Below are 13,747 nucleotides of genomic sequence, written 5' to 3'. Positions count from 1 at the left end.
TGGGAGGAGGGAGGGGCCCCTCACTCGAGGAAGAGGTCGGCGGGCAGCCCGAAGCGCTGGGTCAGGACCTTGATCTGGCGGACGTTCAGGCGCCGCTTGCCGTTCAGGATCTCCGAGATCACCGATTGGGTGCCGACCTCTGGCAGGCTGGACTGGTCGAGGCCGTGCCACGCCATCAGGTGGCGCAGCATCTCGGCACCGCGTACCTCCGGCATGGGGCGATGGCGCTCATCGTAGGCCTCGAGCAGGTCGCCCATGTGGGCGGCCAGGCTGGCCAGCGAGTGATCCTCGTCGTCGCCGACCAGCTCCAACAACTCGTCCAGTGCCTTTACGAGGGCATCACAGTCGGCCTCGGACTCGGGGGCTCGAAGCAGGGGGGCGACGAATCGCCAGTGGGCGGCGGCCTGTTGGACGATGCTGGTCATTTCGACTCCTTCCAGCGGCCCTTGTCATATTCGGCATGATCGAGCACGTGCTGGGTGTAGATCTTCTTGAAGCGATAGTGCACCACGGCGATCAGACGGAGCTTGTTGCCGCCGATATCGAACACATGCCGGGAACCCACCTTGTCGATGGCCGGAAACAGCGCCTTTATCTCGGCGAAGCTGCTTGGCTCGCTGGATTTCATCAGCCGGTACCAGGCATCCAGCGCAGAGGCTGCCTGGGGCCATTTCTGCTTGGCTTCCCAGATCCGTTTCTGTGTGATGATATGCACGACAATCCTTCTATCGCAATCTGCGATAGAGTCTGGCGCGCTTCGGCCTTCGGCTCAAATGCTTGTGCGGACTCGGTGTTCCCAGCGAATCGTTGCGTTGCGCAGTGCTGGTGCGCCAGCCTGGGCGGAAGCCCCACCTATTGCGAGTGAGGCGGAGATGAGCTTGCATGATGGTCCGTTTGAGCCTTCACGGCTCACGGGAGACGGACGGTTTCCCATTTCAAGGAAGTTTAGCTAAGTTATCAAAATTGGATAACTTGCCAAAACTCGGTTGATAACATGGATCCCGTCACCAATCCCTATGCGCCGGGCGCCGGCACCCCACCTCCCGAGCTGGCAGGCCGCGACCAGCTGCGTGAGCGTCTGCGCATCAACATCCAACGCCTGCGCCGTGGTCGTTCCGCCAAGAGCCTGCTGATGGTGGGGCTGCGTGGCGTGGGCAAGACGGTGCTGCTGGAACGCATGCGCCAGGATGCCGAGGCAGAGGGGATCCACACCGTGCGGCTCGAGGCGCCGGAGTATCGGTCCCTGCCGGCACTGCTGGCACCGCAACTGCGCCTGGCGCTGTTGCGCCTGAGCCGTACGCAGCAGGCACGCGCCTTGGCACAGCGTGGTCTGAGTGCCCTGGCGGGTTTCGCCAGAGCGCTCAAGGTCAAGTACCAGGATATCGAGGTGGGGTTCGACGCCGAGCCGGAACCAGGCCTGGCGGACAACGGGGATCTGGAGCTGGATCTGGCCATGCTGCTGGAAGAGGTCGGACGGGCGTCGCGGGAAGCCGGCACGGCCCTGGTGATGTTCGTGGATGAACTCCAGTACGTGGCGGAAGAGCAGCTGGCCGCCCTGATCAGTGCCCTGCACCGCTGTGCGCAGCTGGCCCTGCCGGTGAGTCTGGTGGGCGCCGGCTTGCCCCAACTCAGGGGCAGGGCCGGCAAGGCGAAGTCCTACGCCGAGCGGCTCTTCGACTATCCCGAGATCGGCCCGCTGGATGATGAGTCAGCCACCCGGGCCCTGGTGAATCCCGCCAGGAAAGAGGGGGTCGGGTTTGAGCCTGAGGCCATTGTGGCCATCCTGGCGGCCTCTCGAGGATATCCCTATTTCCTGCAGGAATGGGCCAGCCATACATGGGACATCGCCGTGCAGAGCCCCATCATCAAGGCGGATGTCGAGTCGGCTACCCCGGAAGTCATCGCCGCACTGGACGCCAACTTCTTCATGGTGCGCTTCGACCGGATCACGCCCGCTGGCAGGCGCTACCTGCGTGCCATGGCCGAACTGGGGGCCGGCCCGCACCGTTCCGGCGAGATTGCCGCGGTACTTGGCAAGAGCGTGCGGTCGCTGGCGCCGATCCGTGCCGCCCTGATCGAGGATGGCATGCTCTGGAGCCCCGGCCATGGTCAGACAGCCTTTACGGTGCCGCTGTTCGATGACTTCATGCGTCGTAGCATGCCCGGAGAAGACTGGAAACAGACGACGTGAGCCTGTTCATCTGGGCGGCATCCCTACACTGCCGCCCTTCCCAGGCAGAGGCGAGCTTGGCGGGGTCCGGTGCGCGTCCCTGCGGGATTTGCCAGATGGGAATCCGGCGACCACCCTCTGAAGGTCAACCCTGGCCGATCAGAGGAGCCCTGCCATGAGCGATACCCCCAAGGATCCCCGCCGCCGCTACTCCGCTTCCGTGGTGGATGGCCCCGGCAAGGCGGCCGGCCGTGCCATGCTGCGCGCGGTGGGCTTTCGTGATGAGGACTTCGCCAAGCCCCAGGTGGGCATCGCCTCCACCTGGAGCAACCTCACCCCCTGCAACAGCCATATCGACGAGCTGGCCCGCCAGGCCAGCGACGGCGCCGACGCCGCCGGCGGCAAGGGGGTGATCTTCAACACCATCACCGTCTCCGACGGCATCGCCAACGGCACCGAGGGCATGAAGTACTCCCTGGTCTCCCGGGAGGTGATCGCCGACTCCATCGAGACGGTGGCCGGCTGCGAGGGCTTCGACGGCCTGGTGGCCATCGGCGGCTGCGACAAGAACATGCCGGGCTGCCTGATGGGCCTGGCGCGGCTCGACCGGCCCGGCGTCTTCGTCTACGGCGGCACCATACTGCCCGGCAAGGGCCACACCGATATCGTCTCGGTCTTCGAGGCGATGGGCGCCCACAGCCGCGGCGATATCGACCTGATCGAGCTCAAGCAGATCGAGGAGACGGCGATTCCCGGCCCGGGCTCCTGCGGCGGCATGTACACCGCCAACACCATGGCCTCGGCCATCGAGGCGCTGGGCATGAGCCTGCCGGGCAGCTCGGCCCAGAACGCCGTCTCCAACGACAAGCGCGAGGACTGCAAGGCGGCAGGCGCGGCGGTGCTCGAGCTGCTCGAGCGCGACATCAAGCCCTCCGACATCATGACCCGGGAGGCTTTCGAGAACGCCATCACCGTGGTGATCGCGCTGGGCGGCTCCACCAACGCGGTGCTGCACCTGATCGGCATGGCCCGCACCGTCGGCGTTGACCTGTCGCTCGAGGACTTCACCCGGATCGGCAAGCGCGTGCCGGTGGTGGCCGACCTGCGCCCCAGCGGCCACTACATGATGAGCGAGCTGGTGGCCATCGGCGGCATCCAGCCGCTGATGAAGACCCTGCTCGACGCCGGGCTGCTCCACGGCGACTGCCTGACGGTCACCGGCAGGACGCTCGCCGAGAACCTGGCGGGCGTGGCCCCCTATCCCGAGGATCAGCGGATCATCGCGGCGCTGGATGCGCCCCTCAAGGCGGAGAGCCACCTGCGCATCCTCCACGGCAACCTGGCCCCGGAGGGGGCGGTGGCAAAGATCACCGGCAAGGAGGGCACCCGCTTCTCGGGCACCGCGCGGGTGTTCGGCTCCGAGGAGGAGGCCCAGGCCCGCATCAACGACGGCACCGTGGTGGCCGGCGACGTGGTGGTGATCCGCTACGAGGGGCCGCGGGGTGGCCCGGGCATGCGCGAGATGCTCACCCCCACCTCGGCGATCATGGGCCGGGGCCTGGGGGATTCGGTGGCGCTGATCACCGACGGGCGCTTCTCCGGCGGCAGCCACGGCTTCGTGGTGGGACACGTCACCCCCGAGGCCTTCGACGGCGGCCCCCTGGCGCTGGTGGAAGATGGCGACCGCATCACCATCGACGCCGAGGCCGACACCATCGAGGTCGAGCTTCCCGACGAGGAGCTGATGCGCCGTCGCGCCGCCTGGCAGCCGCCCGCGCCGCGCTACACCCGCGGGGTGCTGGCCAAGTACGCCCGGATGGTGAGTTCCGCCTCCACCGGGGCGGTGACCGACCTGCCGGACTGAACCCGGGCTCTCCCAGCGGGGAGCGCGCCGTCACCCCCCCCCCCCTGAAAAGCATCACGCCCCGCCGGTGACCCGGCGGGGCGTGATGCGGGATGGAGAGCCGCCGCGACGTCAGTGGGACGTCGGCTGGGGGTCGATGGTGCGGTGCAGGAGCTGCAGCTCGTCGAGCGAGAGGTGTTCGAGGCGGCCGGCGAGCAGGTCGCTCACCTTCTGGGCCGGCAGGCCCGCGCGTCGGGCGATCTCTCGGCAGCCGAGATCGGAGACGGCGATCAACCGAGTGACGATGCGCATGAGGCGTGTACGTTTTTCCAGGTCCCTGACGTCGAGGTCAGGGCTTCTTCGCGGGGGGTCGAGAAGATCCGCGGCTAGGGTATGACGTGCAGTACTCATGATGCTCCAGTTGGCGATGGCGACATGCACACTATGGGGGCTCCTCGGCGATTTTGCCAGTGTCGATTCGATGATGCTTTGGTGGCAGGGCGATGCCCCACTCACGCAAAATGTGACAAAGCGTGATCAAATGTAAAGTGACGGCGGCCCGATCGATTGTCATGATAGGAGCCACGCCGTGACGACGTGGCTTTCGCGCGTTCTGCGAGTGCGTGTTCAAGGAGAGGGACAAGATGCACGATTTCATCATCATCGGTGGCGGCATCCTGGGGATGTCCACCGCCATGCAGCTCAAGCAGGCCTACCCCGACCGACGCATGCTGCTGCTGGAGAAGGAGGCGGGGCCGGCCATGCACCAGACCGGCCACAACAGTGGCGTGATCCACGCCGGGGTCTACTACACTCCGGGCAGCCACAAGGCGCGCTTCTGCCTGGCCGGCAACCGCGCCACCGTCGAGTTCTGCGAGGCCCACGCCATCCCCTATGACACCTGCGGCAAGCTGCTGGTGGCCACCAGCGAGCTGGAAATGCAGCGCATGGAGGCGCTGTGGGAGCGCACCGAGGCCAACGGCCTCACACGCGAGTGGCTCTCCGCCGAGGCGCTGGCAGAGCGCGAGCCCAATATCACCGGGCTCGGCGGCATCTTCGTTCCCTCCAGCGGCATCGTCGACTTCGCCGCGGTGACCCGCGCCATGGCCGCCGAGTTCGAGCGGATGGGCGGCGAGATCCGCTACGGCTGCGAGGTGACGGGCCTTCAGGAGCGTAGCCAGGAGGTGGTGGTGAAGAGCCGCGGCGGCGAGTTCACCGGGCGCTACCTGGTGACCTGCTCGGGGCTGATGGCCGACCGGGTGATCCGCCTGCTGGGCCAGGACCCGAGCTTCACCATCTGTCCCTTCCGCGGCGAGTACTACCGGTTGCCGGCGAAGCACAACCGCATCGTCAACCACCTGATCTATCCGATCCCCGACCCCTCCATGCCCTTCCTCGGCGTGCACCTCACCCGGATGATCGATGGCAGCGTCACCGTGGGTCCCAACGCGGTGCTGGCCTTCAAGCGCGAGGGCTATCGCAAGCGCGACGTCTCCCTCGTCGACCTGGCTCGGATGGTCACCAACCCCGGCATTCTCAAGGTGCTGGGCCGGAACCTTCGCCCGGGACTGGTCGAGATGAAGAACTCCCTCTACAAGCGGGGGTATCTCGAGCTGGTGCGCAAGTACTGCCCCAGCCTGACCCTGGAGGACCTCGAGCCGTATCCGGCCGGCGTGCGCGCCCAGGCGGTCTCCCGGGACGGCAAGCTGGTGGACGACTTCCTCTTCGTCAATACGCGCCGCACCCTCAACGTGGGCAATGCGCCGTCGCCTGCCGCCACTTCGGCGATTCCCATCGGCGCCCATATCGTCGAGCAGGTGAAGGCGATGGCGGAGGCGTGAGTGAGCCGGCCGGGGAGCGGGGCGGTCTGGGTGGAATTGCCGAAAGAAAACAGAAACGTAGAAATATGGCCTTGGTCTCTCACGCTGGGCCCGTGCTAGCTTTGATCCAGGCGCTTCGTTCGCCCTTCTGCGCCCATAACCACACAACAAACGGGCATCAGCCCGGAGGATTGCCATGAACGCCATGAAGTACGCCGTCGCCGTCTCGCTGCTCGCCACGGCCCCGCTGGCCGCCGCCCAGCAGCTCTCCATCGCCACAGGCGGCACCGGCGGGGTCTACTACCCGCTGGGCGGCGGCCTGGCCGAGATGATCAACAGGCATATCGAGGGCGCCAGCGCCGTGGCCGAGGTCACCGGGGCCTCGGTAGAGAACATGGGCCTGGTGTGGCGCGGCGATTCCGACCTGGCCCTGGCCCTGGCGGACACCGTCTACCAGGCCTATAACGGCACCGGTGACTTCGAGGGCCGCCAGCTCGACAATATCCGCGCCCTGGCCTCCATCTACCCCAACGCCGTGCAGCTGGTCACCCTGGCCGGCTCCGATGTCCACAGCCTCGACGACCTGCGCGGCAAGCGCGTCTCCGTCGGCGCCCCGGGCAGCGGTACCGAGCTCAACGCCCGCGCCCTGCTCGAGGCCAACGGCATCAGCTACGACGACTTCTCCCCCCAGCGGCTGAACTTCAACGAGACCGCCGACGCCATCCGCGACGGCGACATCGACGCCGGCTTCTGGAGCGTGGGACCGCCCACCAGCTCGATCCTGAACCTGGCCACCACCCGCGACATCCGCCTGGTAGGCCTCACCGAGGAGGAGGTCGCCAACGCCCGCGAGGCGGAACCGGTCTTCGCCCCCTATGACCTGCGTGCCGGCATGTACGACGGCATGGACGAGGCGGTGCACACCATCAGCATCCCCAACGTGCTGGCGGTGAGCAGCGAGATGGATGACGACCTGGCCTACCAGATCACCAAGCTGCTCTTCGAGAACACCGACGAGCTGATCGCCGTGCACCCGGCGGCCAACGACACCACCGTGGAGTTCAGCATCGACTCCACCCCGATCCCCTTCCACGACGGGGCCCTGCGCTACTATGAGGAGATCGGTGCCGAGGTCCAGGAGCATCAGCGCCCGTAAGACGACCTGAACCGGGCACCCCGATGCCTGCCGCCATCCTGACCGCAAGCCGCCGCGCCCTCGGGCCGGCGGCCTTAGCACTGGGCCTGCTGCTTGCCCTGCCGGCCCAGGGCGGCGGCGAGGGCCGGCTCGTGGTCACCGCGGAGGACGGCCGCCTGGTCGCCTCGCTGCCGATGCCCGAGGGAGAGGCCTGGTGCCTGGCGTGGAACCACTCGGTGGCCGGCTTTCCGGTGCTCGACTGCTATCGCCATCGGGAGGGTCGCATGGTGCTGGAGCGCAGCCACCAGCCCGACTTCGCCGCCGGCCTCGGCCACTCGCCGGGCCGCGGGCGGCCGGTCTCCGACGGCGAGGGCGGCTATTGGATCGAGGGGATCGACGAGCCGGTGCCCGGCAACCGCTACCGCCTCCGGGTCGGCTCCCCGGAGGTCAACCATCGACTGCTGCACGAGGGCCGTCGGCTCAGCCTGAGCGACCAGGCCGCCGGCGAGCGGGTGACGATCCACCTGCGCACCTCGGCACCCGGCTCCTGACGAGGCACCCATGAGCGAATCCGCCAAGCCCACTGTCACCGCGCCCGAGGTCACCGTTCCCGGCGGCAACGCCATCCAGCCACGCCCCATCCTCTGGCTGATCACCCTGGTGGCGGTGGGGCTCTCCCTGTTCCAGCTCTACTCCGCCGGCATCCAGCCCCTGGGGCTCTTCTACCAGCGCAGCATCCACCTGATGCTGATCATGCTGCTGGCCTTCCTGATCTTCCCGGTGTTCGGCCCCCACCGCAGGCGCGGCGTGCTGGGCTGGGCCATCGACTGCCTGTTCCTGGCCGGGGCCCTGCTTACCGGCGGCTACCTGGTGATTTATCTCGACGAGATCTTTCGCCGTGCCGGATTCTGGACCCAGACCGATATCATCGTCGGCTGCATCGCCACCCTGACCGTGCTGGAGGCCAGCCGCCGGGCGGTGGGCCTGGGCATGACCATCATCGGCGCCGTCGCCATCCTCTACGCCTTCGCCGGCCCCCGCGGCGAGCTGCCCTGGCTCGGCCAGTTCCTGCCCGGCATCCTCGAACACCGCGGCTACAACATCGACCGGGTGGTGGGCCAGCTCTACCTGGGGCAGGAGGGCATCTTCGGCCTGCCGCTGGGCGTGGCCGCCACCTATATCTTCATCTTCGTGCTGTTCGGCGCCTTCCTCGAGATCACCGGCGCCGGCAAGTTCTTCATCGACCTGGCCTACGCCGCCACCGGGCGCCAGCGCGGGGGGCCCGCCAAGGCGGCGGTCATCGCCTCCGCCGGCATGGGCTCCATCTCCGGCAGCGCCATCGCCAACGTGGTGACCACTGGCGCCTTCACCATCCCGCTGATGAAGCGCCTGGGCTACCAGCCCAAGCAGGCCGGCGGCATCGAGGCGGCGGCCTCCACCGGCGGGCAGATCATGCCGCCGCTGATGGGCGCCGGGGCCTTCCTGATCGCCGAGTACACCGGGGTCTCCTACCTGGAGGTGGTCAAGGTCAGCGTGCTGCCGGCGATCATGTACTTCGCCACCGTCTACCTCTTCGTGCACATCATCGCCCTCAAGCAGGGCATGCAGGGCATGGCCAGAAGCGAGCTGCCCCAGGTGCGCGAGGTGATGAAGGAGGGCTGGCACTTCCTGCTGCCGCTGGGCGTGCTGGTGTGGTTGCTGGTGATGCACATGTCGCCCATGCGGGTGGGCTTCTATGCGGTGATGACCATGCTCGCCGTGGCGGTGCTGCGCTACGCCGTCTGGTTCCTGTTCGTTGCCCCGCGCCGGGGCGAGAAGGTGACCGCGGCCCGCGTCGCCACGGTGCTGTGGACCGGCTGGCGGAAGCTGGTGCAGGGCCTCGAGCTCGGCGCCCGCAACGCCGTGGCGGTCTCCATGGCCTGTGCGGTGGCCGGCATCATCGTCGGCATCGTCGGCCTCACCGGCCTGGGACTGAAGTTCTCCGCCATGATGCTGGCCTTCTCCGGCGGCAATATCGTGCTGGCCCTGATCCTGGTGCTGCTGGCCAGCCTGGTGCTGGGCATGGGCCTGCCGGTCACCGCCAGCTACATCGTGCTGATCGTGCTGGTGGGCCCGGCGCTCACCGCCGAGTTCGGCATCCCGCTGCTGATCGCCCACTTGGTGGTGTTCTGGTACTCCCAGGACTCCAACGTGACGCCGCCGATCGCGCTGGCCGGCTTCGCCGGGGCGGCCATCGCCGGCAGCAAGCCCATGGAAACCGGCGTGCAGGCGTGGAAGTTCGCCAAGGGGCTCTACCTGATCCCGATGTTCATGGTCTTCAACCCGGAGATCATCGTCGGCGGGCCGCTGCCCGTGCTGGCCTGGAACGGGCTGATCGCGATACTCGCCCTGGGGGCCTTCGCCGCGGCGCTGGAGGGGTATCTCTTCACGCGTATGTCGTGGCCGCCGCGGATTGCCATCGCCGGCGCCATCGTGGCGGTGTTCTGGCCGAACTTCCTGGTGGAGGCCATCGGGGTGGCGGTGATGATCCTGGCCATCGGGGGCAACTGGCTGGCCAGCCGGCGCGAGGCCGCGCTGTCCGGATAGTCAAGGTGACGGGGAATGGCCGCGCGGCTAGAATGTGCGGCTTTCCTTGACTCTTCGCACCTGGCCGCGAGGCTGGTCTGTAGGAGGCCAGCTTTGCTGGGCGAATGGAGGCCGGAGGCCTCCCGGCTGAAGGCGCCTGGATCGGGCCGCACCGACAGGGCGCCTATCGGCGCCATTCGCTCGGGTATACCCGAGCTCCCACAGGTCCATACCAGCCAGAGGGCGATGAGCTTTTCCTTCCCGAACGCAGGCAGTTGCCGAGGAGCATCGATGCAGTCCGAACAGTCGCCGAAGGTCGGCGTGATCATGGGGTCGAAGTCCGACTGGCCGGTGATGGAGCACGCGGTGGCGATGCTCGAGCGCCTGGGCGTGCCCTGCGAGACCCGCGTGGTCTCCGCCCACCGCACCCCGGACCTGCTGTTCGACTACGCCAAGTCCGCCGCCGAGCGGGGCCTGCAGGTGATCGTGGCCGGCGCCGGCGGTGCGGCCCACCTGCCGGGCATGGTGGCCGCCCAGACCGCGCTGCCGGTGCTCGGCGTGCCGGTGGAGTCCAAGGCGCTCAAGGGCCTGGACTCGCTGCTCTCCATCGTGCAGATGCCCGGCGGCATCGCCGTGGGCACCCTGGCCATCGGCAAGGCCGGTGCCACCAACGCGGGCCTGCTGGCCGCCCAGATCGTCGGCCTGCAGGACGAGACGGTGCGTGCCGCCGTGGAGGCCTTCCGGGCCGCGCAGACACGGAGCGTGCTCGACCACCCCGACCCCCGTCCCGATCCCCAGCCCTGATCGAGCGCGACGAGTGAGGAGAACGTCATGGACAAGGCCTTGAATATCGGCGTCCTGGGTGCCGGCCAGCTCGGCCGCATGCTGGCCCTGGCCGGCTATCCCCTGGCCAACCGCTTCACCTTCCTGGATACCACCGGTCACCCCAGCGCCGGGATCGGTGAGGTGATGATCTACACGGACCAACACCATCTGCTCGACGACTTCCTGGCCAGGGTCGACCTGGTCACCTACGAGTTCGAGCACCTGCCCGTGGCGCTGGTCCAGGCCATCGAGGAGGTCAAGCCGGTCTACCCCTCCAGCGAGGCGATCCGCGTCTGCCAGAACCGCGCCGAGGAGAAGGCGCTCTTCGATCGCCTGGGCATTCCCACCCCCGCCTACCGCCTGGTGGAGCACGCCGACGAGCTCGAGGCCGCGGCCCGGGAGCTGGGCTGCCCGGTGGTGGCCAAGTCGGTCACCGAGGGCTACGACGGCAAGGGCCAGGCGGTGATCCGCGACCCCGCCGAGGCGGCCGAGGCGTGGCGCGCCATCAACCACCCGAAGCTGATCGTCGAGACCTTCGTCGACTTCGTGCGCGAGGTGTCGATCATCGCCGTGCGCGACCGCGACGGCGAAGTGGCCTTCTATCCCATGGCGGAGAACGTCCATGTGGACGGTATCCTGCGCTACGCCCTGGCCCCCATGCCGGACCTGGATGACAGCGTGCAGCAGACCGCCGACGGCTATATCCGGGCCCTGCTCGACGAGCTCGACTACGTGGGGGTGCTGACCCTGGAGCTCTTCCAGTGCGCCGACGGCAGCCTCCTGGCCAACGAGATGGCGCCTCGGGTGCACAACTCCGGCCACTGGACCCAGGACGGCGCGGTGACCAGCCAGTTCGAGAACCACCTGCGCGCCATCCAGGGCCTGCCGCTGGGCGACACCGCGGCGCGCCACCCCACCTGCATGCTCAACGTGATCGGCCGCGAAGGGGACCCGGCGGCGCTTCTCGCCCTGCCGGATGCCCACCTGCACCGCTACGACAAGAGCGAGCGACCCGGGCGCAAGCTGGCCCACGTCAACCTGGTGGCGCCGAGCCACGAGGCGCTGCTTGAGCGGGTGCGCGCCTGCGCGGCCCTGCTGCCCGATGCCCCCGAGCCGCGCTTCAGCTTCGAATAACCCCAGCGAGGTGACGCCGGGACAGTCGCCGGCTCATGCCACGTTCCAAGCAAGCGGCCCCGCCAACTGGCGGGGCCGCTTGCGATTCGGGGGAGGGTCGAGGACGTCAGCCTGCCTTGCGCCGCCCCTTGAGGCCGAGGGCCCCCAGGGCGAGGCCGAGGATCACCATGACGGCGATGACCCACAGCGGGCTGTAGAAGGTGGTGTAGACCTCCCAGCCCAGCAGGCCGAGCACCTCGGAGAAGGCGGTGGTGGCGCCGGCCAGGTGGCCGCCCAGGGTGCCGGTGGTAGCGAAGAAGAGGCCACCGATCAGCGCCAGGACCACCAGCACCCAGCGGCGGGTGCCGTCGAAGGCGGCCTCCCCGGTCCGCCACACCAGCACGGTGATCGTGGAGTAGATGCCCAGCGACCAGAACGCCATCAGGATATGGTTGCGGGCCAGCGGGCTTGCCAGGTTCGCCTCCAGGGGCCAGATCAGGAAGCCGCTGACGATGGCGGCGAGCGCACCCAGCAGGCTGAGCACCAGCACCGGCAGCAGGGCGGCGCGGCTGAGTTCGGCGAGACGGCCCGGCAGCAGGGCGCCGATCAGGATCATCAGCGTGGCCAGGGCCCAGAATGCCTCCGGGAAATGGACAAGCATATGGTGCATGCCGGTCATGAGCGGTCTCCTTGGCGCGATGAACGGAAGAGGGGCAGCAGGCCGAGGGTGACGCCGAGCATGGCCAGCAGGCCGGCGACGAGGGTAAGCAGCCAGTGGCGCGTGATGGCGTCGTTGAACTCCATCTCCACCCCATAGAGGGCCAGCTGCTTCTCGCTGTGGCGGGGCCGCACCGGCTTGCCGGCGGCGATATCCTCGGCGCCGGCGTGGGCGCGGCTGACCAGCAGCGGCCAGTCCACCTGGCCCGGGTAGAAGAGGGTCATCGCGAACCAGTCGTCGCTCCAGGCTGGCGTGTCGTCCACGATGCGCTGCGCCTGGATATCCGCTTCACGGCCGAAGCCCAGGGAGTAGGGGTGGGAGACATAGTGCCAGCGGCTGCCGGTGGCATCGCGATGCACGGCGATCCCGATGTCGTAGCGGCCCTGTTCCCGGAAGATCTTGTCATCCAGGGGGCTGCCGGTATCCAGGGCGCGCACCAGGGTCACGTCCCAGTAGCCGTCGGCCCAGCGTCCCTCGCCGTGCACCCGGATATCCCCCCGGGAGCCGGCGGGCTCGCGCAGCAGGCGGCGCGGGATGACGTCGCCCTCCTGCCAGTCGTGATCGGGGTCGAACGCGGTGGCGAACTCCTCGGCCAGGTAGTAGAGGCCGTCGAAGTCGAAGCGGTTGGCCGCCACGTCCTCCCAGCGCAGCGAATGACGGTCGACGATCTCTGGATCGAACATCCAGCGGGGCTGGGCATTCTCGCCGTCCCAGTTGGTGGTATAGGGGCCGGTACCCGCATCGCCGAAGCGGAATTCCCCGACCCACTGGTCGTCGGAGACGCCGATCGGGTTGGAGCGCCCGGCGCGCCAGTGCCACAGGTCGAGGAAGTAGCCGGCCTCCCGCTGGGCGGCCAGCCGCTCGGCGTCCACCACGCTGCGCCAGTCCGTCGTCTCCGTGCGGGTCGCCGGCAGGTGCTTGCGGATATCGTTCTGGCCCAGGGTCTGCCCCAGGTGGGGGTGGGCCGCCACCTCGTCGGGACTTGCCGAATCGGTGAAGAAGCGCATGCCGTCGCCGACCGTGATATAGCCGCCGTAGCGGCCGAACTCGGGCACGCTGCCATCATCCACCAGCATGGTGACCCGGTCCTCGTAGGTGTTGTTGGGATCGGGACCGATCGGCGAGGTGCCATACCTAACCCACCCGCCGTCCTGATAGCGCAGCAGGTCGTGGTAACCAAAGGGCTCGTCGGCCGGCCAGCGGTAGCGGAAGAAGACCTCCTCGTCGTCATAGGCCACCTGCAGCTGCAGCGGCATGGTCAGCTCATCGGGGATATGGATGTTGCGCTCATGATCATTCTGGATCACCCCGGTGCCCTGGGTGATCCAGGCCAGTCCCACTGCAAGCGGCAGGCCGATCACCAGCCAGGCGCCGGATGTGGGTTTGTCCTGATCTGCCATGAGGAGCTCCTGCGTGGGAAGGGGAGTCCTTTCAGCATGGACCCTGAACGAGATACCGCTCTGACACAGATCAAGTCCCCATCGCTAATGCGCGCTCACCCTTGAACCCTGATGCCGATCGGCGACACTGACAGGCAGTCGGTGAACGGGGAGGCACC

Annotated in this window: 13 protein-coding genes; 8 read left to right on the top strand and 5 right to left on the bottom strand. The window is 68.0% G+C overall.

Annotated elements, in window-relative coordinates:
* Nucleotides 1-20: 20 nt before the first annotated feature.
* Nucleotides 21-425, bottom strand: a complete 405-nt coding sequence (locus J5F18_RS18070) for a transcriptional regulator (protein WP_346299918.1) — start codon at nt 423-425, stop codon at nt 21-23.
* On the bottom strand, nt 422-715 hold the full coding sequence (locus J5F18_RS18065) for a type II toxin-antitoxin system HigB family toxin (protein WP_346299917.1): 294 nt from the start codon (nt 713-715) through the stop codon (nt 422-424). Before J5F18_RS18065 ends, J5F18_RS18070 begins: the two co-directional genes overlap by 4 nt.
* Nucleotides 716-994: 279 nt before the next feature.
* On the opposite strand from J5F18_RS18065, the gene J5F18_RS18060 reads away from it, so the two are divergent.
* Nucleotides 995-2,191: an ATP-binding protein gene (locus J5F18_RS18060; RefSeq protein WP_346299916.1), complete on the top strand. Its 1,197-nt coding sequence runs from the start codon at nt 995-997 to the stop codon at nt 2,189-2,191.
* A gap of 154 nt (nt 2,192-2,345) precedes the next feature.
* Nucleotides 2,346-4,034, top strand: coding sequence for a dihydroxy-acid dehydratase (gene ilvD / locus J5F18_RS18055; RefSeq protein ID WP_346299915.1), 1,689 nt, complete (start codon nt 2,346-2,348; stop codon nt 4,032-4,034).
* A 111-nt stretch (nt 4,035-4,145) separates the two neighbouring features.
* Here ilvD and J5F18_RS18050 read toward each other — a convergent pair whose 3' ends face one another.
* On the bottom strand, nt 4,146-4,424 hold the full coding sequence (locus J5F18_RS18050; protein WP_346299914.1) for an XRE family transcriptional regulator: 279 nt from the start codon (nt 4,422-4,424) through the stop codon (nt 4,146-4,148).
* A gap of 233 nt (nt 4,425-4,657) precedes the next feature.
* Between J5F18_RS18050 and lhgO the strand changes: the two genes are divergently transcribed.
* The 6 genes from lhgO to J5F18_RS18020 all read left to right on the top strand — a co-directional run bounded on the left by lhgO (nt 4,658) and on the right by J5F18_RS18020 (nt 11,492).
* Entirely contained in the window at nt 4,658-5,854 is a 1,197-nt protein-coding gene (lhgO, locus tag J5F18_RS18045) for an L-2-hydroxyglutarate oxidase (RefSeq protein WP_346299913.1), read from the top strand.
* Nucleotides 5,855-6,029: 175 nt separating this feature from the next.
* On the top strand, nt 6,030-6,989 hold the full coding sequence (locus tag J5F18_RS18040; protein WP_346299912.1) for a TAXI family TRAP transporter solute-binding subunit: 960 nt from the start codon (nt 6,030-6,032) through the stop codon (nt 6,987-6,989).
* Nucleotides 6,990-7,012: 23 nt separating this feature from the next.
* Nucleotides 7,013-7,519 carry a DUF1850 domain-containing protein gene (locus J5F18_RS18035; RefSeq protein ID WP_346299911.1) on the top strand — a complete coding sequence of 169 codons (507 nt, stop codon included), beginning with the start codon at nt 7,013-7,015 and terminating at the stop codon, nt 7,517-7,519.
* A gap of 10 nt (nt 7,520-7,529) precedes the next feature.
* Nucleotides 7,530-9,554, top strand: a complete 2,025-nt coding sequence (locus J5F18_RS18030; protein ID WP_346299910.1) for a TRAP transporter permease — start codon at nt 7,530-7,532, stop codon at nt 9,552-9,554.
* A gap of 270 nt (nt 9,555-9,824) precedes the next feature.
* Nucleotides 9,825-10,337 (top strand): 5-(carboxyamino)imidazole ribonucleotide mutase, encoded by a 513-nt coding sequence (gene purE / locus J5F18_RS18025; protein ID WP_346299909.1) that lies wholly within the window; start codon nt 9,825-9,827, stop codon nt 10,335-10,337.
* 27 nt (nt 10,338-10,364) lie between these two features.
* Nucleotides 10,365-11,492, top strand: coding sequence for a 5-(carboxyamino)imidazole ribonucleotide synthase (locus J5F18_RS18020; protein ID WP_346299908.1), 1,128 nt, complete (start codon nt 10,365-10,367; stop codon nt 11,490-11,492).
* A 106-nt stretch (nt 11,493-11,598) separates the two neighbouring features.
* On the opposite strand, the gene J5F18_RS18015 is transcribed toward J5F18_RS18020, so the two are convergent.
* Both J5F18_RS18015 and J5F18_RS18010 read right to left on the bottom strand, forming a co-directional pair.
* Nucleotides 11,599-12,150, bottom strand: a complete 552-nt coding sequence (locus tag J5F18_RS18015; RefSeq protein ID WP_346299907.1) for a hypothetical protein — start codon at nt 12,148-12,150, stop codon at nt 11,599-11,601.
* Nucleotides 12,147-13,589 carry an ethylbenzene dehydrogenase-related protein gene (locus J5F18_RS18010; protein ID WP_346299906.1) on the bottom strand — a complete coding sequence of 481 codons (1,443 nt, stop codon included), beginning with the start codon at nt 13,587-13,589 and terminating at the stop codon, nt 12,147-12,149. Before J5F18_RS18010 ends, J5F18_RS18015 begins: the two co-directional genes overlap by 4 nt.
* Nucleotides 13,590-13,747: the final 158 nt, after the last annotated feature.

The organism is Halomonas sp. BM-2019 (assembly GCF_017584085.1).
The sequence above is the reverse complement of the archived record's forward strand: the minus strand, read 5'-3'. Positions and strand labels throughout refer to the sequence as shown.